General features: G+C 62.8%; 24 protein-coding genes. 15 read left to right on the top strand and 9 right to left on the bottom strand.

Going from position 1 to position 20,533, the window contains the following annotated elements:
* The first annotated feature begins 22 nt into the window (after window positions 1–22).
* Window positions 23–1,333, top strand: coding sequence for an O-acetylhomoserine aminocarboxypropyltransferase (locus tag QN413_RS14780; protein WP_323497343.1), 1,311 nt, complete (start codon window positions 23–25; stop codon window positions 1,331–1,333).
* 1 nt (window position 1,334) lies between these two features.
* Entirely contained in the window at window positions 1,335–2,141 is an 807-nt protein-coding gene (locus QN413_RS14785) for an alpha/beta hydrolase (RefSeq protein WP_323497344.1), read from the top strand.
* A gap of 28 nt (window positions 2,142–2,169) precedes the next feature.
* On the opposite strand, the gene QN413_RS14790 is transcribed toward QN413_RS14785, so the two are convergent.
* Entirely contained in the window at window positions 2,170–2,562 is a 393-nt protein-coding gene (locus QN413_RS14790; RefSeq protein WP_323497442.1) for a thioredoxin family protein, read from the bottom strand.
* 19 nt (window positions 2,563–2,581) lie between these two features.
* Window positions 2,582–3,853 carry a YihY family inner membrane protein gene (locus QN413_RS14795; RefSeq protein ID WP_323497345.1) on the bottom strand — a complete coding sequence of 424 codons (1,272 nt, stop codon included), beginning with the start codon at window positions 3,851–3,853 and terminating at the stop codon, window positions 2,582–2,584.
* A gap of 65 nt (window positions 3,854–3,918) precedes the next feature.
* Here QN413_RS14795 and QN413_RS14800 point away from each other — a divergent pair, with 65 nt between their 5' ends.
* Window positions 3,919–4,380, top strand: coding sequence for a DUF2069 domain-containing protein (locus QN413_RS14800; protein ID WP_323497346.1), 462 nt, complete (start codon window positions 3,919–3,921; stop codon window positions 4,378–4,380).
* On the top strand, window positions 4,377–5,795 hold the full coding sequence (locus QN413_RS14805) for an FAD-binding oxidoreductase (RefSeq protein ID WP_323497347.1): 1,419 nt from the start codon (window positions 4,377–4,379) through the stop codon (window positions 5,793–5,795). Before QN413_RS14800 ends, QN413_RS14805 begins: the two co-directional genes overlap by 4 nt.
* 42 nt (window positions 5,796–5,837) lie before the next feature.
* On the opposite strand, the gene QN413_RS14810 is transcribed toward QN413_RS14805, so the two are convergent.
* The 3 genes from QN413_RS14810 to nthA are packed head-to-tail and all read right to left on the bottom strand — an operon-like array spanning window position 5,838 to window position 7,545.
* Window positions 5,838–6,200, bottom strand: coding sequence for a nitrile hydratase accessory protein (locus QN413_RS14810; protein WP_323497348.1), 363 nt, complete (start codon window positions 6,198–6,200; stop codon window positions 5,838–5,840).
* The gene (nthB, locus tag QN413_RS14815) at window positions 6,197–6,904 is read right to left on the bottom strand and encodes a nitrile hydratase subunit beta (protein ID WP_323497349.1); all 708 of its coding nucleotides are present in this window, start codon (window positions 6,902–6,904) and stop codon (window positions 6,197–6,199) included. The genes QN413_RS14810 and nthB overlap by 4 nt, the downstream gene beginning before the upstream one ends.
* Window positions 6,901–7,545 (bottom strand): nitrile hydratase subunit alpha, encoded by a 645-nt coding sequence (gene nthA / locus QN413_RS14820; RefSeq protein ID WP_323497350.1) that lies wholly within the window; start codon window positions 7,543–7,545, stop codon window positions 6,901–6,903. The genes nthB and nthA overlap by 4 nt, the downstream gene beginning before the upstream one ends.
* A gap of 110 nt (window positions 7,546–7,655) precedes the next feature.
* On the opposite strand from nthA, the gene QN413_RS14825 reads away from it, so the two are divergent.
* The 11 genes from QN413_RS14825 to QN413_RS14875 all read left to right on the top strand — a co-directional run bounded on the left by QN413_RS14825 (window position 7,656) and on the right by QN413_RS14875 (window position 15,713).
* Complete coding sequence (locus tag QN413_RS14825) at window positions 7,656–7,925, top strand: type II toxin-antitoxin system CcdA family antitoxin (RefSeq protein WP_323497351.1); 270 nt, start codon at window positions 7,656–7,658, stop codon at window positions 7,923–7,925.
* Window positions 7,925–8,239 carry a CcdB family protein gene (locus tag QN413_RS14830; RefSeq protein ID WP_323497352.1) on the top strand — a complete coding sequence of 105 codons (315 nt, stop codon included), beginning with the start codon at window positions 7,925–7,927 and terminating at the stop codon, window positions 8,237–8,239. The genes QN413_RS14825 and QN413_RS14830 overlap by 1 nt, the downstream gene beginning before the upstream one ends.
* A gap of 1 nt (window position 8,240) precedes the next feature.
* Window positions 8,241–9,077 carry a thymidylate synthase gene (locus QN413_RS14835; protein WP_323497353.1) on the top strand — a complete coding sequence of 279 codons (837 nt, stop codon included), beginning with the start codon at window positions 8,241–8,243 and terminating at the stop codon, window positions 9,075–9,077.
* Window positions 9,077–9,568 carry a dihydrofolate reductase gene (locus QN413_RS14840; protein WP_323497443.1) on the top strand — a complete coding sequence of 164 codons (492 nt, stop codon included), beginning with the start codon at window positions 9,077–9,079 and terminating at the stop codon, window positions 9,566–9,568. The genes QN413_RS14835 and QN413_RS14840 overlap by 1 nt, the downstream gene beginning before the upstream one ends.
* On the top strand, window positions 9,565–10,344 hold the full coding sequence (gene xth, locus QN413_RS14845; RefSeq protein WP_323497354.1) for an exodeoxyribonuclease III: 780 nt from the start codon (window positions 9,565–9,567) through the stop codon (window positions 10,342–10,344). Before QN413_RS14840 ends, xth begins: the two co-directional genes overlap by 4 nt.
* On the top strand, window positions 10,337–10,870 hold the full coding sequence (locus tag QN413_RS14850; protein WP_323497355.1) for a hypothetical protein: 534 nt from the start codon (window positions 10,337–10,339) through the stop codon (window positions 10,868–10,870). The genes xth and QN413_RS14850 overlap by 8 nt, the downstream gene beginning before the upstream one ends.
* A gap of 180 nt (window positions 10,871–11,050) precedes the next feature.
* The gene (locus QN413_RS14855; protein ID WP_323497356.1) at window positions 11,051–11,917 is read left to right on the top strand and encodes a branched-chain amino acid ABC transporter permease; all 867 of its coding nucleotides are present in this window, start codon (window positions 11,051–11,053) and stop codon (window positions 11,915–11,917) included.
* On the top strand, window positions 11,917–12,930 hold the full coding sequence (locus QN413_RS14860) for a branched-chain amino acid ABC transporter permease (RefSeq protein ID WP_323497357.1): 1,014 nt from the start codon (window positions 11,917–11,919) through the stop codon (window positions 12,928–12,930). The genes QN413_RS14855 and QN413_RS14860 overlap by 1 nt, the downstream gene beginning before the upstream one ends.
* Entirely contained in the window at window positions 12,923–13,711 is a 789-nt protein-coding gene (locus QN413_RS14865; RefSeq protein ID WP_187051093.1) for an ABC transporter ATP-binding protein, read from the top strand. Before QN413_RS14860 ends, QN413_RS14865 begins: the two co-directional genes overlap by 8 nt.
* Window positions 13,698–14,405, top strand: coding sequence for an ABC transporter ATP-binding protein (locus QN413_RS14870; protein ID WP_187051092.1), 708 nt, complete (start codon window positions 13,698–13,700; stop codon window positions 14,403–14,405). Before QN413_RS14865 ends, QN413_RS14870 begins: the two co-directional genes overlap by 14 nt.
* 117 nt (window positions 14,406–14,522) lie before the next feature.
* Window positions 14,523–15,713, top strand: a complete 1,191-nt coding sequence (locus tag QN413_RS14875) for an ABC transporter substrate-binding protein (RefSeq protein ID WP_323497358.1) — start codon at window positions 14,523–14,525, stop codon at window positions 15,711–15,713.
* A gap of 39 nt (window positions 15,714–15,752) precedes the next feature.
* On the opposite strand, the gene ntrC is transcribed toward QN413_RS14875, so the two are convergent.
* From ntrC to glnA, 4 genes are all read right to left on the bottom strand, one after another.
* Complete coding sequence (gene ntrC / locus QN413_RS14880; RefSeq protein WP_323497359.1) at window positions 15,753–17,273, bottom strand: nitrogen regulation protein NR(I); 1,521 nt, start codon at window positions 17,271–17,273, stop codon at window positions 15,753–15,755.
* Window positions 17,274–17,298: 25 nt separating this feature from the next.
* Window positions 17,299–18,375, bottom strand: a complete 1,077-nt coding sequence (glnL, locus tag QN413_RS14885; RefSeq protein WP_323497360.1) for a nitrogen regulation protein NR(II) — start codon at window positions 18,373–18,375, stop codon at window positions 17,299–17,301.
* Window positions 18,376–18,377: 2 nt separating this feature from the next.
* Window positions 18,378–18,893 carry a hypothetical protein gene (locus QN413_RS14890; protein ID WP_323497361.1) on the bottom strand — a complete coding sequence of 172 codons (516 nt, stop codon included), beginning with the start codon at window positions 18,891–18,893 and terminating at the stop codon, window positions 18,378–18,380.
* Between the two features lie 132 nt (window positions 18,894–19,025).
* On the bottom strand, window positions 19,026–20,441 hold the full coding sequence (glnA, locus tag QN413_RS14895) for a type I glutamate--ammonia ligase (RefSeq protein ID WP_323497362.1): 1,416 nt from the start codon (window positions 20,439–20,441) through the stop codon (window positions 19,026–19,028).
* Window positions 20,442–20,533: the final 92 nt, after the last annotated feature.

Below are 20,533 nucleotides of genomic sequence, written 5' to 3' on the forward strand. Positions count from 1 at the left end.
GCGTTTTTGCCCAAGGAGACCCATGCCCGGCTATTCAGACCCTGGTTTCGACACGCTCGCGCTGCACGCCGGCGCGTCGCCCGACCCCGCCACCGGTGCCCGCGCGACGCCGATCCATCTCACCACTTCGTTCGTCTTCGAGTCGAGCGACCATGCGGCCGCGCTCTTCAACCTGGAGCGCGCGGGCCATGTCTACTCGCGCATCAGCAACCCGACCAACGCGGTGCTCGAACAGCGCGTCGCGGCACTCGAAGGCGGCATCGGCGCCATTGCCACGGCCAGCGGACAGGCCGCGCTGCACCTGAGCATCGCGACGCTGATGGGCGCGGGCTCGCACATCGTCGCGAGCACGGCCCTCTATGGCGGCTCGCAGAACCTTTTGCACTACACGATGCGACGCTTCGGCATCGAGACGACCTTCGTGAAGCCGGGAGATTTCGACGGCTGGCGGGCCGCGATCCGGCCCGAGACCAAGCTGCTCTTCGGTGAAACCGTGGGCAACCCCGGCCTCGATGTGCTCGACATTCCGGCCGTGAGCGACATCGCGCACGCGGCCGGCGTGCCGCTGCTGGTCGACTCCACGCTGACGTCTCCGTACCTCATCAAACCCTTTGATTGGGGCGCCGATCTGGTCTACCACTCGGCCACGAAATTCCTTTCGGGGCACGGCACCGTGATCGGCGGCGTGGTGGTCGATGGTGGCAGTTTCGACTGGGAACGATCGGGCAAGTTCGCAGAGCTGACCGAGGCCTACGACGGCTTTCACAACATGGTCTTCAGCGAGGAAAGCACCGTCGGCGCCTTTTTGCTGCGGGCCCGCCGCGAGGGCCTGCGCGACTTCGGTGCATCGATGAGCCCGCACACCGCCTGGCTCATCCTGCAGGGCATCGAGACATTGCCTCTGCGGATGGAGCGGCACATCGACAACACGCAGAAGGTGGTCGAATTTCTGGCGGCGCATCCGTTCGTGTCACGTGTCGGCCATCCGCTGATCGAATCGCATCCGAGTCATGCGCTGGCGAAAAAGCTGTTGCGTCACGGCGCCAAGGGTGCCGGTGCAGTCTTCAGCTTCGACATCAAGGGCAGTCGCGAGCAGGGCAAGACTTTCATCGAAGCGCTGAAGCTCTTCAGTCATTTGGCCAACGTGGGTGACTGTCGCAGTCTGGTGATTCATCCGGCGAGCACCACGCACTTCCGGATGACCGACGAGGCGCTGGCGGGTGCGGGGATTTCTCAAGGGACGATCCGGCTGTCGATCGGGCTGGAAGACCCGGCTGACCTGATCGACGATTTGAAGCGGGCTTTGAAGGCAGCTGAAAAGACGGGGGCCTGATGTGAACTACACAGTCAACGGCCACACCACGTACGCCTACACCGGCGGCAAGCCCCTCGATGCGGCCAAGCCGACGGTCGTCTTCATCCACGGCGTGCTCAACGACCACAGCGTCTGGATTCTTCAGAGCCGTTACTTTGCCAACCATGGCTGGAACGTGCTGGCTGTCGACCTGCCCGGCCACTGCCGCAGCGCAGGCGCGCCGCCAGCGAGCGTCGAAGAGGCCGCGCAATTCATCGTTGCTCTACTCGACGCAGCCGGCATCGAGAAAGCCGCGCTGGTCGGCCACAGTTTTGGTTCGCTGATCGCGCTTGAAGCGGCTGCCCGCGCACCAACCCGCGTAACGCACCTTGCGATGGTGGGTACGGCCTACCCGATGGTCGTGTCACCGGCACTGCTCGAAAGCTCGCTCAACCAGCCGCTGCGCGCGATCGACATGGTCAACAACTTCTCGCATTCGATGTTGGCACCGCCGCCCTCCTCACTCGGCCCCGGTACCTGGCTCTACGGCAGCTCGCGCGCGCTGATGCGCCGGGTTCTGTCGAGCAACCGCGACGTCAACGTCTTCCACGTCGGCTTCAAGGCGTGCAACGACTACGCGGGCGGTGAGTCGGCGATTTCGGCGGTGCGATGTCCTGTCCTGTTCCTGCTTGGCGATGCCGATCAGATGACGCAGCCGCGCGCCACAAAGACGCTGACGAGCAAGACGCCGAATGCCAAGGTGGTGATGGTGCACGCCGGCCACGCGCTGATGAGCGAGGCGCCGGACGATGTGCTGTTCGCGTTGCGGGATTTTTTGCGCGGTTGACCGGTTCAAGCTCGGGGCATCGGCACCTTCACGGTGTACCCACCGAAAAAGTTGCCGGCGAGGCTTCGAGTGCCTTCAGCAGCGCGGTCACCTCTGGCGCCGCAGGCTGGGGCGATTGCAACGCAGACAACAACCGGCTCAACGTTTCGGCGTGCGGCAACAACGGGCCGGCGAAACGCGTGCCGTCTGCACCAGCGACCAGCAGCGTCGGAAAAGTCTCGACATCGAAATCGTCGGCGATGTCGGCGTGGTCTTCGATGTCGACCCACGCGAATCGGAGCGAAGGATGCGCACGCGCGACCTGCTCGAACAGCGGCCGGTATTCGCGACACGCGCCGCACCATTCGGCGCACAAGCAGACGACCCACGGCACGCTGGCAATGGCCGGTGCCTGCGCAGGCGCGCCAGGGATGGCGAGCACGGCAGGGGCATCGAGTGCGTCAGGCGAAGCGGTCACGCGGGGGGAGCTTGGCAATTTCGGGTTTGACAGGCAATGCATTCGCCAGAACATCTCGCAAGCGCAGCGAACGCAGCGGCCCTTTTTGCCACAGATTCTCTAGCGGCGCAGCACTCGGCATCAAAAGCTCCTCGAGCAAGGGCTCGAGCGGCGTGGCTGGGTCGGCCAACAAGACGTAGCGCGCGTCGCCAGTGCCGAGTTCTTCGGCAATCGGCGCGATCCAGTCGAGCGCGACCAGCGTTTCGAGCACCGGCGCCAACTGCAGCGGGTCGACCTTCATCGTCGCGACCAGAGCTTCGGCGCTCAGGCCCCGCCGCGCCGTCCCTTGCGCCCGCGACAGATGCTGCAGCGATTCGACCGCGAGCTGCAGCGGCCAGCCGGCCGTGTTGCCGCGCCGCGAGACACCGGCGATCAGGCTCGGCAGGTAGGCCGCGATCACCGCGCCGAGCAGCACGATGACCCACGCGACGTAGATCCACACGAGCAGGATCGGAAGGGTCGCGAAGGCGCCGTACACCATCGAGTAGCTCGGCACCAGTCGCAGGTAGTAGCCGAGCACGCGCTTGGCGATTTCGATGGCGGCCGCCACGAAGAAGCCGCCGACCCAAGCGTGCGACCAGCGCACGTTGGTGTTGGGCACGTAGTGATAGAGCGACGCGATGCCGGCGGCCAGCAAGACGAATTCGAAGGTGTCGAACAGCAGCTTGAGGATGCCGCCACTGTCCCCGACGACTCCCCGCGACGCCGCGAAGACATACGACGTCGTCGACAGGCTGATGGCGAGGATCAACGGCCCCAACGTGATGGCCGCCCAATAGATCAGCACGCGCTGAGCGAACGGTCGCGGAGACCGCACGCGCCAGATGTTGTTGAGCGTCTTGTCGATTGTCAGGAAGAGAGCGATGGCCGTGACCAGCAGCACGAGCAGCCCGGCGATGCCGAGCCCGCTGGCCTTGCTGGAGAACTGATTGAGATAGCCCAGCACCTGTCGCGCGATGTTGTCCGGGATCAGGCTTTGGATGAACCAGCGCTGGAGGCGTCCCTCCAGCGTCGAGAACATCGGAAACACGGTGAAGAGCGCCAGCGCAACGGTAAAGAACGGGACCATCGCGATGGTCGTGGTAAAGGTCAGGCTGCTCGCGGTGAGCCCCAGCCGGTCTTCGCGAAAGCGCTCACCCAGCACCGCGGCGGTGTTGCGCCACGGAAAGCGGGCAAAGCCTTTCCAGAGCTGCTGTCGATCCATGGTCGGTATCATAGGAGTGAACCCTTGCGCGGCCCGAGGAACGCCGCTGGCGCCATGCACGAGGGGAGATCTCGAACATGAAAACCACCTCCCCGCAGCCCTCTTCAGCCGCCGCTTCCACCGCCGCTGTCCCCGCAGCACCGGTCAGTTCCAGCGTGGTCGCAACGCGCCGGCTCGCTGTCGGCAGCCTCGTGGGACTCATCTTGCTCGGCCTTGTGTGGGAGCTGTGGCTTGCGCCGATCCGGCCTGGCGGATCGCTGCTCGCGCTCAAGGTGCTGCCGTTGGTCGTGCCGCTCGCCGGGCTGCTCAAAAACCGCATGTACACCTACCGCTGGGTCAGCCTGATGATCTGGCTTTATTTCATCGAGGGCGTGGTGCGCGCCTGGAGCGACCGCAATGGCGTGGGTCAGATACTCGCGCTGATCGAAGTCGGCCTGTGCCTCTCTCTTTTCGTGGCCTGTGCCTGGCACGTGCGCACGCGCTTGAGCCAGGCCGCCGCTCTTCGAAACGTTGGCAATCTGGAGGGTTCAGCGCCTTGACCGCACTCATCGAACAACTGCGCGCCATCGTCGGCGCTGGCAACGTCCTTACAGAAGGCGACCTCACCGTATGGGAGCAAGACTGGCGCAAGCGCGAACGCGGCAAGGCGCTGGCCGTTGTCCGCCCGGCCAACACGCAGCAGGTTGCCGCAGTCGTCAAGGCCTGCGCCGCAGTCGGCACGTCGATCGTGCCGCAGGGCGGCAACACCGGCCTCGCGGTCGGGTCGACGCCCGATGCCAGCGGCACGCAGGTGCTGCTGAGCCTGCAGCGCATGAATGCGATTCGCGCCACCGACGCGGCCAATCTGACGATGACAGTGGAAGCCGGTTGCATCCTGCAAACGCTGCAAGAGGCGGCCGAGAAGGCCGGGTTTCTGTTCCCGCTGAGCCTCGCCGCCGAAGGCAGCTGCACCATCGGCGGCAACCTGGCGACCAACGCTGGCGGCACGCAGGTCGTGCGCTACGGCAACACGCGGGACCTCTGCCTCGGGCTTGAAGTCGTCACGCCGCAAGGCGAGATCTGGGAGGGCACCAGTGGCCTCCGCAAAGACAACACCGGCTACGACCTGCGCGATCTGATGATCGGCAGCGAAGGCACCCTCTGCATCATCACGGCCGCCACGATGAAGCTGTACCCACTGCCCGCCGCACGCCTCACAGCTTGGGCAGCCGTGCCCTCGCTCGAACACGCGGTGACCTTGCTGGGCCTCGCGCACAAGCACCTCGGTTCCGGCTTGACCGGCTTCGAAGTGATGGGCAAGTTCGCACTCAGCCTGGTAGCCAAGCACATGCCGCAACTGCGCGTGCCCTTCGTCGACGATGCCGCCGTGCCGTGGTGTGTACTGCTGGAAAACTCGGACAGCGAGTCCGAGGAGCATGCGCGTGCGCGCTTCGAAGCGCTGCTCGAAACGGCCTTCGAAGACGGCTGCGTGACCGATGCGGTCGTTGCCGAGAACCTGACGCAGGTGCACCAGCTCTGGCACATCCGCGAGAACATTCCGCTGGCGCAGGCCGAAGAAGGCTTGAACATCAAGCATGACATCTCGATCGCGGTGTCGCGCATTCCGGCCTTCGTGGCGGCGACCGATGCGCTGCTCCAGCGTGAGATTCCGGGTGTGCGACTGGTCAATTTTGGCCACCTCGGCGATGGCAACCTTCACTACAACGTGCAGGCGCCGATCGACGGCGATCCGAAGGCTTTTCTCAACGAGCAAGAAGGGCGGGTCAATACGCTGGTGTACGACGCGGTCGCTGAATTCGGCGGCTCGTTCTCGGCCGAGCATGGTATCGGCGGGCTCAAGGTCGACAAGCTCGAAAAGCACAAGTCGCCGGTCGCGCTCGGCATGATGCGCGCGATCAAGCGCGGGCTCGACCCGCAGAACATCTTGAATCCTGGACGTGTGATCCGCGTCTGAAGCGCTGGGCGACGAGCGGAGCTGCGCCGACCCTCCGAGGTTTCAGCCGAAATCGGTTGCGCGCAATTCGATCGATTGCCCGTGCGGTGTCCGGTCGGCCGCGTGGTCCCAGGCGTGGCGGTAGGTCGCCAACTCATCGGTCGAACTCGCGCCTTTTTCGGCGACCAGGCTTTCGAGTGCCGCCAGCCAGTGACGGTAGTAGGTATCGCCGGTGTCCGGATCGCCTGCAGCTTGCGCAGCTGCGATCTGCCGCGACAACGCGTCGGCCCACTCCACCCATGTAAATAGTCCGCGCTCGTGCAGCGCCAATGCCATTGCGAATGCTTGCGCCTCCCACGGCTCGCGGAAGACGGGTCCCTCGGCGTCGCGCGGCAGTCCCGGAGACGACGCGAACAGATCGCTCATGCGGCCTCGTGCAAGTAGCACTCCCAGGCGTCGACCGATACGTCGGAGCCTCCACCGTGCTCCAGCGTCTGATCGGACCAAAGCTCCGCCGCGTCGAAGACCACCGTGTAAAGCCATTGCGGCGCTTCGCCCAGGCCCTGCGCATGGCTGTCAGCGAAGACATGCGTGCCGAGCACGCGGTCGATGCGGCCGCGCTTGCCGCGCACGTAGCACGGCAAGCGGGTGTGGTGATCGACGGCCTCCGCGCGGGTGCGAACCCACTGCCCGACCGCGAAGCGCGCAGACGTTGTGGCAGGGCGTTCGGTCGGCGTGCCTTTGGCCAACGCGGCGGTGACGCTGAAAGCCTGCAATGTGCGCAACACCGGTGCGGGGTCGTGCAGCATGCGGCCTGCAGCCATTTCGTCGGCAAACAACTGGCCGCGCTGAAGCATGAGCTTTTCAAGCGCGGCGCACCAGATGCGGTAGTAGTCGAGCTGCGAGTAGTCGGACAGGGTTTCGCGTACTGCCCGGCTGGTGTCGATGTTCCAGCTGCCGGTTGCGCCCATCGCCAGCGTCATGGCCAACACGCGTGGCTCCCAATCGGCATGAAAGAGTTCGCCTTCGGGCTCGGGCAGCACTGCGCCGTGACCGGCCTGTCCGCCGAGATCGGCATGGCTGACGTACGGCGTCGTTTGCGGCATCGTGCCCATTGTTGCGCCGCTCATGCCGACGTTCCCGGCGCGGGGGCCTGCGTGTGCGCATGCACGAGGGCGGTGCCGATCATCGAGTCGCGCGACACCAGCGCGGCGAGTTGCGCTTCGTCCAACGCCTCGGTGCCCGCGGGCCGCTCGGGGATCACAAGGTAACGCACCTCGGCCGTCGAATCCCAAATGCGAATGCGCGCGGCCTCGGGCAACGTCACGCCAAAATCAGCCAACACGCCGCGCGGATCCTTGACGGCCCGCGCGCGGTAGGCGGCGCTTTTGTACCAGGTGGGCGGCAGGCCCAGCACCGGCCACGGATAGCAACTGCACAGCGTGCACACCACCATGTTGTGCAGCGCTGGTGTGTTCTCGACCGCGACCATGTGCTCACCCTGCCGACCGCTGTAGCCGAGCGACGCGATGGCCGCACTCGCATCGGCCCGGAGCCAGTCGCGATACGCGGGGTCGACCCACGACCGCGCCACGACGAGCGCGCCATTGCGCGGACCGATGCGGGTCTGATAGGTATCGATCAATACGTCTAGCGCTGCCGGGTCGATGTAGCCCTTTTGCGTGAGCACGGTCTCGAGAGCACGCACCCGCAAATCCATGTCGCTCAGCTCGCTGTGCGCATGACCATGATCGTCGTGGTTTTGAGTCATGGGGCGATGCTACGCCGGGCACCAGAAATTTAAAACGCCTGCCTCGCTACCGCTCTCACGCGGCAAGTGCGCGTAAACTATGCGCATAAATCATCCACGAAAAGAAGCACATGCTCCACTTCGATAACGCACCCAAGAAGGCAACCAACCTTTCGCTGAACAGCAAGGTGCTGGAAATGGCGCGCGAGCTCGGCATGAATGTTTCGCAAACCGTCGATGGCTTGCTGGCGGAAGAGGTGAAGCGCCGTTACTGGGAAAAGTGGGCTGAAGAGAGCCAACAAGGCGTCGCGGCGCACAACGCACGAATCGCCAAAGAAGGTCTGCCTTTGGCCAAATACAGAACCTTTGCGCGCAGCCTCGGCGATGGGAAGAAAGCCTGATGGCACGCTTCGATGTCTACGCGAACCCTGAAGCGGCCGGCCGCACCGCGATTCCTTTCATACTTGACGTGCAGAGCGACTACCTTGCTGGCTTTGAAACGCGCGTGGTCGTGCCACTTTTCGCTGCCGGTCGATACAGTACCCCGGTGCGCGGGTTGAACCCTCAGTTTGAAGTTGCGGGGAAATCCGTCGTCATGGACACGGCCTCGATCGGTGCTATTCCCATAGGAGAGTTGCGTCGACCCGTCGTCAACATTGCTACCCACCAACTTCAAATCCAGGATGCCCTCGACGCATTGTTCGGAGGCTATTGAAATGACAAGTCCTTATCCCGTTCGTTCCCAATACGAAGACTTCATGCGCCACGTCGACACGCACGGCGTGCACAAGAGTGACCGCACCGGCACCGGCACGAAGAGCGTGTTCGGCTACCAGATGCGCCTCGACTTGAACGAGGGCTTTCCGCTGATCACGACGAAGAAGGTGCACGTCAAGTCGATCATTCAGGAACTGCTGTGGTTTCTCACCGGCTCCAGCGACAACAACTGGCTGACCGAGCGCGGCGTCACGATCTGGAACGAGTGGGCACGCGAGGACGGCGACCTCGGCCCGGTGTATGGCGTGCAGTGGAGGAGCTGGCCGACGCCGGACGGCGGCCACATCGACCAGATCTCCGACGTCATCAAGACGCTCAAGACCAATCCGGATTCGCGCCGCATCATCGTGAGTGCATGGAACGTGGCCGAGCTGTCGAAGATGGCGTTGATGCCATGTCACGCCTTCTTCCAGTTCTACGTGGCACCGCCGCAAAACGAAGGTGAGCGCGGCAAGCTGAGCTGCCAGCTCTATCAGCGCAGCGCCGACATCTTCCTGGGCGTTCCTTTCAACATCGCGAGCTACGCACTGCTCACGCACATGGTCGCGCAGCAGTGCGATCTCGATGTCGGCGACTTCGTCTGGACCGGCGGCGACTGCCACATCTACAGCAACCACGCGGAGCAAGTCGCGCTCCAACTAAGCCGCACGCCGCACCCGTATCCGACGCTGGTGATCAAGCGCAAGCCCGAGTCGATCTTCGACTACCAGTACGAAGACTTCGCGTTCGAAGGCTACGACCCGCATCCGGCCATCAAGGCACCGGTCGCTGTGTGATGCGCATCAACCTCATCTTCGCGCGTGCGGCCAATGGCGTCATTGGCGCGAACGGCACCTTGCCTTGGCACTTGCCGGAAGACATGGCGCACTTCAAGGCGCAGACTGCCAAGGCGCCGGTGATCATGGGTCGCAAGACCTGGGACTCACTGCCACCCAGATTCCGGCCGCTGCCGGGCCGCACCAACATAGTCGTGACGCGTCAGCAAGCCTGGCACGAAGAAGGCGCGCAAACCGCATCGAGCCTTCTCGATGCGCTGGCCCACGCCAAACAGACGCAAGCACCCGAAGTTTGGGTGATCGGCGGCGCGGAGATCTATGCGGAGGCCGAACCGCTGGCGCAGCGCGCAGTCATCACCGAGATTCATCGCGATTACGAGGGCGATGCGTTTGCGCCTGCAATGGCGGCTGGCTGGCACGAGACCTCCCGCACTCCCCACACCTCGACGAACGGACTGCGGTTCAGCTTCGTCACGATGGAACGACCATGAAGATCGCCACCTGGAACGTAAATTCCCTGACCGCTCGCCTGCAGCACGTGCTCGACTGGCTTGCCGCCAATCCCATCGATGTGCTGTGCCTGCAAGAGCTCAAGATGAGCGACGAAAAGTTTCCGCTCGATGTACTCAAGGCGGCCGGCTACGACGCTGCGGTGTTCGGCCAGAAGACGTACAACGGCGTCGCGATCCTGAGCCGCCTGCCGATGCGCGACGTCGCGAAAAACATCGGTGGATTCGTCGACGAACATTCGCGCGTAATCAGCGCCACGCTCGAAACGCCGATTGGCGATGTGCGCGTCGTCAACGGCTACTTCGTCAACGGGCAGGCGCCGGGCAGCGACAAGTTCGCCTACAAGATGCGCTGGCTCGATGGCTTGCGCGAGTGGCTTCGCGCGGAAATGGCCGCACACCCGAAGCTGGTGCTGCTCGGCGATTTCAACATCGTGCTGGAAGACCGCGACAGCTTCGACCCTATCGGGCTGGCCGAGACCATTCATCACACGACTGAAGAGCGCGACCACTTCAAGGCCTTGCTGGCGCTCGGCTTGACCGACAGCTTCCGGCTTTTCGAGCAGCCAGAAAAGAGCTACTCGTGGTGGGACTACCGGATGCTGGGGTACCAGAAAAACCGTGGCCTGCGCATCGACCACATCCTTGTCAGTGGGCCATTGGTACCACTCGCAAAGAGCTGCACGGTCGATCGCGTCCCCCGCAAATGGGAGAAGCCGAGCGACCATGCGCCGGTGACACTCGCGCTCGGTGGCTGAACCGATGCGTCGCTATTGCCTTCTTTCAGGCCTCGTCCTGTCGCTCGCGCTGTCGTCCCTGCTCGCGGGATGTGGTCTCTTCAAGTCGGACGAGAAAGAAGCGGCCAAAGAATCTGCAGCAACCGCATCGGAAAAGGCGGCTGAAGCCAATTCGGATGTACCGACGGTGCGACTCATTAGTGCGCAGACACCAGCTGTCAAAAGCTATCGCAAGATTGCCGCAGCGCACATCTACAAGATCTACCCAAAGCGCATCTTCAAGGGCAAGATTCCGCCGCTGGTTTACGCAGTCGTCGTAGTCGAGACTGATGTCGATGCGAACGGCAAGGTGATCAACGTTTTCTACAGCCGCGTGCCGAGTCACGCACCTGAGGTGCCCCCGAAGATCGCCGAACTCATCAAGGAGGCGTCGCCGTTACCGAGTCCCGGCAAGCTCGGCGCCCACACCTATGTCGAGACCTGGCTTTGGGACAAGGGCGGCAACTTCCAGCTTGATTCGTTGACGCTCGGCCAGCGCTCGCGCTAGCTTTCCATGGACCTCGTTTCCCTGGACCTCGCGACCAACGTTGCACCGATCAGTCACTGAGGCGACAGCGAGTCTTCGGGCAAACCTCAGTCGACGAGAGCGACCCCAGCTTCCACAATCGCGGGCCTGCGTTGTAGACGTGCTTTCGAGCGTCGCGCAGGAGTTGTGCAGGGGATCGATTTGGAACTTTTTTTTCAGCAATTGCTCAACGGCCTGACCGTGGGCGGCGTGTACAGCCTGGTGGCGCTCGGCCTCACGCTGGTGTACGGCATTCTTCACGTCCCTAACTTCGCGCACGGCACGTTCTACATGGCCGGTGCGTTCGTCGGCTACTACCTGATGACGGCGCTCGGGCTCAATTACTGGATCGCCATGCTCGGTGCCGCCGCGGCCGTGGCGGTGCTGGCAATGCTGGCCGACCGACTCGTGTTTCACCCGCTGCGCAACGCGCCAGAACTGCACGACATGATCGCGGCCATCGGCATCCTGCTGTTCCTCGAAGCCGGCGCGCAGGCCGTGTTCGGCGCCGAGTTTCATCGCATGCCAACGCCTTATGGACAGGTCGTTGAAATCTTTGGATTGACCGCGCCGCTGCAGCGTCTGCTGATCATCGCGGGCGCGTTCAGCCTGATGATCTTGCTGCACCTGTTCCTGAACTACACCGTGATCGGCTCGACCATCATTGCGATGGCGCAAAACCGCGATGGCGCCGCGCTGGTCGGCATCGACGCCACGCGCGTAACGCTGCTGGTATTCGCAATTTCAGGGGCGCTCGCCGCTATCGCTGCGGTGCTCTATGCGCCCATCAACCTGGTGTATCCGGCGATGGGAAACCTGGTGATCACCAAGGCCTTCGTCATCATCATCCTCGGCGGCATGGGCAGCTTTCCGGGTGCCATCGTGGGCGGCCTGATCATCGGCATGGCGGAGAGCTTTGGCGGCTTCTATTTCTCGACCGACTACAAGGACATCATCGCCTTCGTTCTGTTGGTGGTGATCCTGTCGTTCAGACCGCAGGGCCTCTTCACCCCCAAGGGAGCGCGCTGATGAAGCTGCTCGAAGGCAAAGCCGGCTGGGCCCTGCTGGCGGTCGTTGCGCTGATCTTTCCGCTCTTCGCGCAGAACAACTACCTGCTCTCTGTCGCAACGCAAGCCTTCATCATGGCGATCGCGGCACTGGGGCTCAACCTCATCACCGGCTACACCGGCCAGTTCAACCTGGCGCACGGCGCTTTCATGGCGGTCGGCGCGTACACGGTAGGCATCCTGACGGTCGATCACCAGGTGCCATTCTGGGTCGCATTTGTGCTCGCCGGCTTGGTGACGGCCAGCATCGGCTTCTTCGTCGGGCTGCTGTCGCTGCGGCTCAAGGGCCATTATTTTTCGATCTTCACGCTGTGCATCAGCTACATCATGTTTTTGCTGATCGAAAAGTGGGAGAGCCTGACACACGGGCCGGTCGGCATCATGGGCATTCCGGCGCCGAGCGGCATCGGCCCGCTGCAGTTCGGCACGCCGCTGTCGCAGTACTACCTGGTGCTTGCCTTCCTGGCACTGGCCATCTGGATCATGGCGCGCATCGTGCGCTCGCTGCTCGGGCGCAGCTTCATGGCGGTGCGCAACAGCGACGAACTGGCCGAGGCGCTGGGCATCAACCTGATGCGCACCAAGACGCTGTCGTTCGTGCTGTCGGTGACGTACGCCGGTTTTGCCGGCGCGCTCTACGCCGGGCAGGTGCGCTTTCTCGGTCCCGATCTCGCAAGCGAAACCGTGACCTTCGACCTCGTGATGTTCATACTGGTCGGCGGCATCGGCACGCTGCTCGGACCACTGGTCGGCACCTTCCTGGTCACCTGGCTCACACAGAGCTTGCAGTTCCTGCAGGACTACCGCATGGTCGTCTTCGGTCCAGTGCTGATCGCGCTCATCATCTTCTTGCCCAACGGCATCGTCGGCACCTACCTGAAGCGGCGTGCGCGGCGCGCCGATGCAGCGGAGTCTGCTGCGGCCGAAACCACGCAGTTCATCGAAACGACGGCGAAGGCAAAGCACCATGCTTGAGATCACCGACCTGACCAAGCACTTCTTCGGCCTCACCGCCGTCGACCACGTCACCACGCGCTTCGAGCGCGGCCAGGTCAGCGCCATCATCGGCCCCAACGGCGCCGGCAAGACCACCTTCTTCAACCTGGTGGCGGGCACGCACAAGCCGACGTCCGGACGCATCGAATTCAAGGGACAAGACGTCACGGGCTTGCGGCCCGATCAGGTGGCAGGTCTCGGCATTGCACGTACTTTTCAGTCGACTCACCTGTTCGACAACGCAACGGTGCTCGACAACCTGATCGTCGGCTATCGGTTGCGCACGCAGTCGGGTCTGTGGGATGTCGTGGTCAACAGCAAGAGGCTCCAAGGCGAAGAGCGCCTGTGCCGCGAGAAGGCACGGGAGTCGCTCGACTTCGTCGGCCTCTCCCATATCGCGAACCGCATCGCCGCCGACATCACGCAAGAGGAGCGCAAGCGCGTCGCCTTTGCGCTGGCACTGGCAACCGACCCCGAGTTGCTATTGCTCGACGAACCCGCCGGTGGCGTCAATCCAGAAGAAACCGTGGGACTTGCGGCACTGATTCGAAAGCTGGTCGACCATGGCAAGACCGTGTGTCTGATCGAACACAAGATGGACATGATCATGCGGCTGGCCGACAAGATCGTCGTGCTCAACAACGGCGCCAAGATCGCCGAAGGAACGCCGGCCGAAATCCGCCGCGATCCGCAAGTCATCGAAGCCTACCTCGGGACCGATGCGGGAACCCATGCCGGAGCCGACCATGCTGCGGTTTGAAAACGTCGACCTTCACTACGGCAGCTTTCGCGCGCTGAGCGGCGTCACGATGCATGCGTCTGCCGGCGAACTCGTGGTTCTGCTAGGCGCCAACGGTGCGGGCAAGACATCGATCTTCATGGCGGCCAGCGGCATTCAAAAAGCGAGTGCCGGCAGCATTCGATTCGCCGACAGCGAGTTGGTCGGCAAGCGACCGGCGCAGATCGTCGGAGCCGGTGTTGTTCACTGCCCCGAAGGACGGAAGCTCTTTCCGATGATGTCGGTCAAAAAGAATCTGGTGCTCGGCGCCTATGTCCACCGCAGCGACAAAGCCGGCATCAAGCGTTCGCTCGACGAGGTGTTCGGCCTGTTTCCAATTCTCGAAAAAAAGCAGAACGACCCGGCCGGCTCGCTGTCCGGCGGGCAGCAGCAAATGGTGGCGATCGGCCGCGCAATCCTCGGACGACCCAAGGTGTTGCTGCTCGACGAGCCGTCGCTCGGCTTGGCGCCGCTGGTCGTGAAGCAGGTGTTCGAGGTCATCCAGCGGATCAACCGTGCGGGCACCACGGTGCTGCTGGCAGAACAGAACGCGTACTCGGCGCTGGCGATCGCGCATCGCGCCTACGTCATCGAACGTGGCCGCATCACGCTCGAAGGCGATCGTGATTCATTGCTCAACAACGAGGCGGTGCGCGCTGCCTACATCGGCGCCTGATCGCATGACCAACGTACGGCCCAACAATCACCTGCGCATGACCGCACGCGACAACGAGCCTCACCGCCTCGCTGCTACTTTCCTTCCATTCGTTTCAACCCTCAGGAGACTCTGACCATGAAGACCACGACCCTCCGCCGCCGCCTGGCCCTGTTGCCCATCGCTACGACCCTGCTCGGGGCGATAGGCGCCATGGGTGCCGGCTCTGCCTTGGCGCAAGACCTCGTCAAGATCGGCTACACCGGCCCGTTGAGCGGCGGTGCCGCGCTGTATGGCAAGAACGTGGTCAACGGCATAGAGATGGCGATCAAGGAGATCAACGCCGCCGGGCTCGAGGTGGCCGGCAAGAAGGTCAAGCTCGAACTCGTGTCGCTGGACGACAAGTACTCCCCGGCTGAAGCAGCCATCAACGCGCGTCGGCTGGTGCAGCAATACCAGACGGCGGCAGTGTTCGTGCCGCATTCCGGCGGCATCTACGCCATGCAGGCCTTCAACGAGCAAGAGAAGTTCATCGTGATGGCGTACTCGAGCACGCCCAAGATCACAGAAACCGGCAACAAGCTGACCATCCGCATTCCTCCGACGTTCAATTCGTACATCGAGCCGTTCACCAAATACGAGATGAAGAAGTACGGCAAGAAGGTCGGCATGCTGCCGGGTGACCACGACTACGCCAAGAACTGGAGCGCATTGTTCGAGCCAGCGTGGATCAAGGCCGGCGGCACGGTGGTTTCCAACAACCCCATGTCGTACAACCGCTCGGCCGACTTCTACAGCGGCGTGAGCCGGGTGCTGGCCGAGAAGCCCGACGTGCTCTTCATAGGCGGCCCTTCGGAGCCAACCGCGCTGGTCGCCAAACAGGCGCGCGAGCTCGGGTTCAAGGGCGGTTTTTTAATCATGGACCAGGCCAAGCTCGATGAGATGTCCAAGGTCACCGGTGGGCTGGCCATGCTCGAAGGCTCCATTGGTGTGATGCCGGTTTCATACGACGAACGCACGGGGCCCAAGGCCTTTGCCGCGGCATACCGCAAGGCGTACGGCGCCGACAAAGACCCGACCACCGAATCTTCGTACAACTACGCCATGACGCACGCGCTGGCCGCGGCCATGAAAGCAGCGGGTACGACCACCGATGCGGCCGCCATTCGCGCACAGATGAACGACGCGCTGATGAAGATGCCGAAAGAGCAGAACGCCGGCGAATTCAAGGGCGTCGATGCGGTGGGCGGCACCATCGTCGATCCGGTGGTCGTGACTGTCGAAGGCGGCAAGATCAAGCCGGTGAGCTTGAGCGAACTGCTGAAGTAAGGCACCCCGCCGCACACACCGGCATGCAGCAGGCCGGCATCACTCGATGCCGAGCTCCTGGATCTTGCGCGTGATCGTATTGCGTCCGATGCCGAGCTTTTGTGCAGCCTCGATGCGCCGGCCGCGCGTGTTCGCCAGCGCCGTGAGAATCAAACGAGACTCGAAGCGTTTCGACAAGACATCCCAGACATCGTTCCGCCCGGCTTCGAGCAGAGCCTGCGCCTCGCCTTCGAGCCCGGATTCCCAGCCTGCAGAACCCGCGGAGGTAGAAGCTTCTGTCATGGCGGTCAACACTGGCGCCGGCACAGCGATGTGCTCGACCGAATGGGAAGGCGCAACCGCCGCAACCTGCGGCTGGGCATGCGAAAGCATCGGCGCTTCGACCGGCACCACCGCCAGCACCTCGGGCGGCAAGTCTTTGGTTTCGACCAGCTGCGCGGGCGCCATGACGGTCAGCCAGTGGCAAATATTCTCGAGCTGACGCACGTTGCCCGGAAACGCGAAGGTCGCAAGCTGCGTCAGCGCGGCATCCGAGATGCGCTTGGGCTCGACGCCGAGTTGCTTGGCGCTCTGCTGCAGGAAGTGCCGAGTGAGCGCGGGCACATCTTCACCGCGCTCGCGCAAAGCCGGCAGGCGCAGACGAATCACGTTGAGCCGGTGAAACAAGTCTTCGCGAAAGCCACCGATCTTGACGCGCTGTTCCAGGTCTTGATGGGTTGCGGCGATGACGCGCACGTTCGCCTTGACAGAGTTGTGGCCACCGACCCGATAGAAGTGACCGTCGCTCAGCACGCGCAATAAACGCGTCTGCAGGTCGAACGGCATGTCGCCGATTTCATCGAGAAACAGCGTCCCGCCTTCGGCCTGTTCGAAGCGGCCGCGTCGCATGGTCTGCGCTCCGGTGAAGGCGCCGCGCTCGTGACCGAACAATTCGCTCTCGAGCAAATCCTTGGGAATGGCGGCGGTGTTGATAGCGACAAACGGGCCATTGGTGCGCGGCGAATGCTTGTGCAACGCGCGCGCCACCAGCTCTTTGCCGGAACCCGATTCACCGGTGATCAGCACCGTCACGTTGCTCTGCGACAGCCGGCCGATGGCACGGAACACGTCCTGCATGGCAGGTGCCTGGCCGAGCATTTCGGGGGCGGCGGCCATGCGCTCTTCGGCCACTTCTTCGCGCTGGCTTTCGTCGACGGCCCGACGGATCAACTCGACTGCGCGCGGCAAATCGAAAGGCTTGGGCAGGTATTCGAAAGCGCCTCCCTGGAACGCGGAAACGGCGCTATCGAGGTCGGAGAACGCCGTCATGATGATGACGGGCAGGCCGGGGTGCTTGGCCTTGATCTTGTCGAGCAAGTCGAGCCCGGAGCCGCCGGGCATGCGGATGTCGCTCACCAGGACTTGAGGGCCCTGCGTTTCATCGTCGGCTGCCAGCTCAAGTGCGGCGAGCACTTCGCGGGTGTTGGTGAAGCTGCGTGTCGGCAGGTCTTCGCGCAGCAGCGCTTTTTCCAGCACGAAGCGGATCGACTGGTCGTCGTCCACTATCCAAATCGGCTTCATGCAGCTCCTTGTTGCCATCGCTGCGCTATGGCAGCGGTATCAGTATTTTGAAATCGGTTCGGCCCGGTACGCTGTCGCACTCGATCAGGCCGTGGTGCTGCTGCACAAATGTCTGCGCTAGCGTCAGCCCCAGCCCGGTTCCACCTTCCCTTCCGGAGACGAGTGGGTAAAAGATGCGGTCCTTGATCGCATCCGGCACACCCGGTCCGTTGTCGATGACATGCAATTCCAGTGCCAATCGATACCACTGCTTATTGAAGATCACTTGTCGGGCAACGCGCGTCTTGAGCGTGATGCGCGCGTCGCCGGCCGCGCGTCGCTCGGCCAACGCCTGCGCCGCGTTGTGAACGATGTTGAGCGTGGCCTGAATCAGCTGCTCACGATCGCCGCGAAACTCCGGCAGTGACGGGTCGAAATCGCGCTCGATGTCGAGGTCGCGCGGGAACTCCGCCAAGATCACCGAGCGTACCCGCTCGCACACTTCATGGATGTTGACGTCACCCACCACATGCGGCCGCCGATGGGGCGCCAGCAGCCGATCTACCAGCGTCTGCAGCCGGTCGGCCTCATGAATGATGACCTGCGTGTACTCGACAAGATCACGCGACTCCACCTCCATCTGAAGCAGCTGCGCAGCGCCACGGATGCCGCCGAGCGGGTTCTTGATTTCGTGCGCCAGATTGCGAATCAGTTCCTTGTTGGCCTGCGCCTGGTCGAGCAAACGCTCTTCGCGGTCTTGCCGCACTTGCTGCTCGATGGGAATCAGCTCGATGATGAGTTCGCCCGGCTTGTCGCCTTGCGCCAGGGTCACCTGCACCGGCATCATTTCGTGGCTGCCGCGGCGCAGCAGCGCTTCGTAGCGCAGCGTCGCAAAGTCGTTGCTGCGCGCACCATCGATAGCAGTGCGGAAGACGTTCGGCTCATTGAAACAGTTGCCGAACGGTGAACCTTCAAGCGTTCGACGCGACGTACCTAGCGCGTCTTCAAGCGCGGCGTTGGCGAACGAAACCGCGCCGTCCATGCGGACGACGGCGATCAATGTAGAGAGAAGATCGAAGGTTTGAAAACGCTTGCCGGTGCCGGCGGGCTTGCCGAAAACCATCCTCAGTTTCTAGCCGGCAAGCGGCCTATTTCGCGCCGGATGCCGGCGATGTCGCTTTCGTTGCGGGCAATCTCGGCCTTCATTTCGGCGACCCGATCGAGATATTTCTGGTAATTGCGACTCTCCGCGCCCTGCTTCTCGGGCTCGCCATTGTTGAAGTCCTTCAACAATTCGGCTTGCCGGGACTCGGCCTTTTTGAGTTCGGACTCGAGCACCGAGCGGGCCTCACCATCGCGTGCGCGCTGGTCGGAGCCCTCGACGCGCGGGCTGCCGGCCGGTGCCTTTGCGGCCGAAGAGCCACCGGCGCTACTGCCAACCGAAGCGCCACGCGGCGTCGTGCCTTGCACAATCGTCAGGTTGCCGCCTTCCATCACCTTGCAGCCGCGCTTGGCCGCGTCGGCTGCGTTGTTGGTGTATTCGTTGCCACAGCGAAAAACTTTCTCCTGCGCGAAGGCAGATACGCCGGCCAGAGATGCGACGAACGAGGCGGCCATCAATAGAAAAGAAGCAGTCTTCATGGGGGTGGAGGTAGTGCGCATCAAGCTGACATTTTCGTGCAATTCGACAATACGACCTTCGGCTTGTTCCCCACAAAAAGAAAAGGACGGCCTAGGCCGTCCTTTTTTAACGCGTGAACCGGGTAAGCCGGTTTACAGCGAGTAGTACATGTCGAATTCGACCGGGTGCGTCGCCATGCGGAAGCGCGTGACTTCGGTCATCTTCAAATCGATGTACGCATCGATGTACGAATCGGTGAACACGCCGCCCTTGGTGAGGAAGGCGCGGTCTTTGTCGAGATGCTCCAGCGCCTGGTCGAGGCTGTGGCACACGGTCGGGATCAGCGCGTCTTCTTCCGGCGGCAGATGGTACAGATCCTTGGTGGCGGCTTCGCCCGGATGGATTTTGTTTTCAACGCCGTCGAGGCCGGCCATCAGCAATGCGGCAAAACCCAGGTACGGGTTCATCAGTGGATCAGGGAAGCGCGCTTCGACGCGGCGGCCCTTGGGGTTTGCGACGAACGGAATACGGATCGAAGCCGAGCGATTTTTGGCCGAGTACGCCAGCTTCACCGGAGCCTCGAATCCGGGGACCAGGCGCTTGTAGCTGTTGGTTCCAGGATTGGTGATGGCGTTCAACGCGCGGGCGTGCTTGATGATGCCGCCGATGTAGAACAGCGCGAATTCCGACAGGCCTGCATAGCCGTCGCCCGCAAACAGGTTCTTGCCGTCTTTCCAGACCGACTGGTGCACGTGCATGCCGGAACCGTTGTCGCCAACGATCGGCTTGGGCATGAAGGTAGCGGTCTTGCCGTAGGCGTGGGCCACGTTCTGGATCACGTACTTCTGCAACTGGACCCAGTCGGCGCGCTGTGTCAGCGTGCTGAACTTGGTGCCGAGTTCCATCTGGCCCGCATTCGCGACTTCGTGATGATGCACTTCGACCGGAATGCCCAATGCTTCGAGCACCAGGCACATTTCGGAGCGCATGTCCTGGAAACTGTCGACTGGCGGAACCGGAAAGTAGCCGCCCTTGGTTGCGGGGCGATGGCCGGTGTTGCCGTGTTCGTATTCCTTGTCGGTGTTCCACGAAGCCTCTTCGGAATCGATCTTCACGAAGCAGCCCGACATGTCGTTCTTCCAGCGAACGCTGTCGAACACGAAGAATTCTGGTTCCGGTCCGAAGTAGGCCGTATCGCCCAGGCCGGAGGCCTTCATGTAAGCCTCGGCACGCTTGGCCAGCGAACGCGGATCGCGCTCGTAAGGCTTGCCGTCGACCGGGTCGATGACGTCGCAGGTGAGGATCAGCGTCGTTTCTTCAAAAAACGGATCGATGTTGGCGGTGTTCGGGTCGGGCATGAGCTGCATGTCCGACGCTTCGATGCCCTTCCAGCCGGCGATCGACGAGCCGTCGAACGCGTGGCCCGAAGTGAACTTGTCTTCATCGAAAGCGGATACCGGCACGGTCACGTGCTGCTCCTTGCCTCGCGTGTCGGTGAATCGGAAGTCGATGAACTTGACCTCGCTTTCCTTGACGAGTTTGAGTACATCGGCGACGGTCTTTGACATCAGGTTCTCCTGTTGGGATAGTGGTTGGAAACGCGGAAGAAATGAATGCAGGTTTTGTGCCATTGTCCCCTGAGCCTGGCTGGGTTCTGCGG

Origin of the sequence: Variovorax sp. LG9.2 (genome assembly GCF_035018885.1) — a bacterium.
Lineage (GTDB): Bacteria > Pseudomonadota > Gammaproteobacteria > Burkholderiales > Burkholderiaceae_C > Variovorax.

What these genes read in the sequence shown, in the direction of transcription:
- QN413_RS14860 (WP_323497357.1), top strand. Translation starts at nt 11,917, where the DNA reads ATGAAGCTGCTCGAAGGCAAAGCCGGCTGGGCCCTGCTGGCGGTCGTT.
- QN413_RS14835 (WP_323497353.1), top strand. Translation starts at nt 8,241, where the DNA reads ATGACAAGTCCTTATCCCGTTCGTTCCCAATACGAAGACTTCATGCGC.
- glnL (WP_323497360.1), bottom strand. Translation starts at nt 18,375, where the DNA reads ATGGTTTTCGGCAAGCCCGCCGGCACCGGCAAGCGTTTTCAAACCTTC.
- QN413_RS14795 (WP_323497345.1), bottom strand. Translation starts at nt 3,853, where the DNA reads ATGATACCGACCATGGATCGACAGCAGCTCTGGAAAGGCTTTGCCCGC.
- QN413_RS14800 (WP_323497346.1), top strand. Translation starts at nt 3,919, where the DNA reads ATGAAAACCACCTCCCCGCAGCCCTCTTCAGCCGCCGCTTCCACCGCC.
- QN413_RS14865 (WP_187051093.1), top strand. Translation starts at nt 12,923, where the DNA reads ATGCTTGAGATCACCGACCTGACCAAGCACTTCTTCGGCCTCACCGCC.
- QN413_RS14830 (WP_323497352.1), top strand. Translation starts at nt 7,925, where the DNA reads ATGGCACGCTTCGATGTCTACGCGAACCCTGAAGCGGCCGGCCGCACC.
- nthB (WP_323497349.1), bottom strand. Translation starts at nt 6,904, where the DNA reads ATGAGCGGCGCAACAATGGGCACGATGCCGCAAACGACGCCGTACGTC.
- QN413_RS14780 (WP_323497343.1), top strand. Translation starts at nt 23, where the DNA reads ATGCCCGGCTATTCAGACCCTGGTTTCGACACGCTCGCGCTGCACGCC.
- QN413_RS14810 (WP_323497348.1), bottom strand. Translation starts at nt 6,200, where the DNA reads ATGAGCGATCTGTTCGCGTCGTCTCCGGGACTGCCGCGCGACGCCGAG.
- QN413_RS14870 (WP_187051092.1), top strand. Translation starts at nt 13,698, where the DNA reads ATGCTGCGGTTTGAAAACGTCGACCTTCACTACGGCAGCTTTCGCGCG.
- ntrC (WP_323497359.1), bottom strand. Translation starts at nt 17,273, where the DNA reads ATGAAGCCGATTTGGATAGTGGACGACGACCAGTCGATCCGCTTCGTG.
- nthA (WP_323497350.1), bottom strand. Translation starts at nt 7,545, where the DNA reads ATGACTCAAAACCACGACGATCATGGTCATGCGCACAGCGAGCTGAGC.
- xth (WP_323497354.1), top strand. Translation starts at nt 9,565, where the DNA reads ATGAAGATCGCCACCTGGAACGTAAATTCCCTGACCGCTCGCCTGCAG.
- QN413_RS14875 (WP_323497358.1), top strand. Translation starts at nt 14,523, where the DNA reads ATGAAGACCACGACCCTCCGCCGCCGCCTGGCCCTGTTGCCCATCGCT.
- QN413_RS14840 (WP_323497443.1), top strand. Translation starts at nt 9,077, where the DNA reads ATGCGCATCAACCTCATCTTCGCGCGTGCGGCCAATGGCGTCATTGGC.
- QN413_RS14890 (WP_323497361.1), bottom strand. Translation starts at nt 18,893, where the DNA reads ATGAAGACTGCTTCTTTTCTATTGATGGCCGCCTCGTTCGTCGCATCT.
- QN413_RS14825 (WP_323497351.1), top strand. Translation starts at nt 7,656, where the DNA reads ATGCTCCACTTCGATAACGCACCCAAGAAGGCAACCAACCTTTCGCTG.
- glnA (WP_323497362.1), bottom strand. Translation starts at nt 20,441, where the DNA reads ATGTCAAAGACCGTCGCCGATGTACTCAAACTCGTCAAGGAAAGCGAG.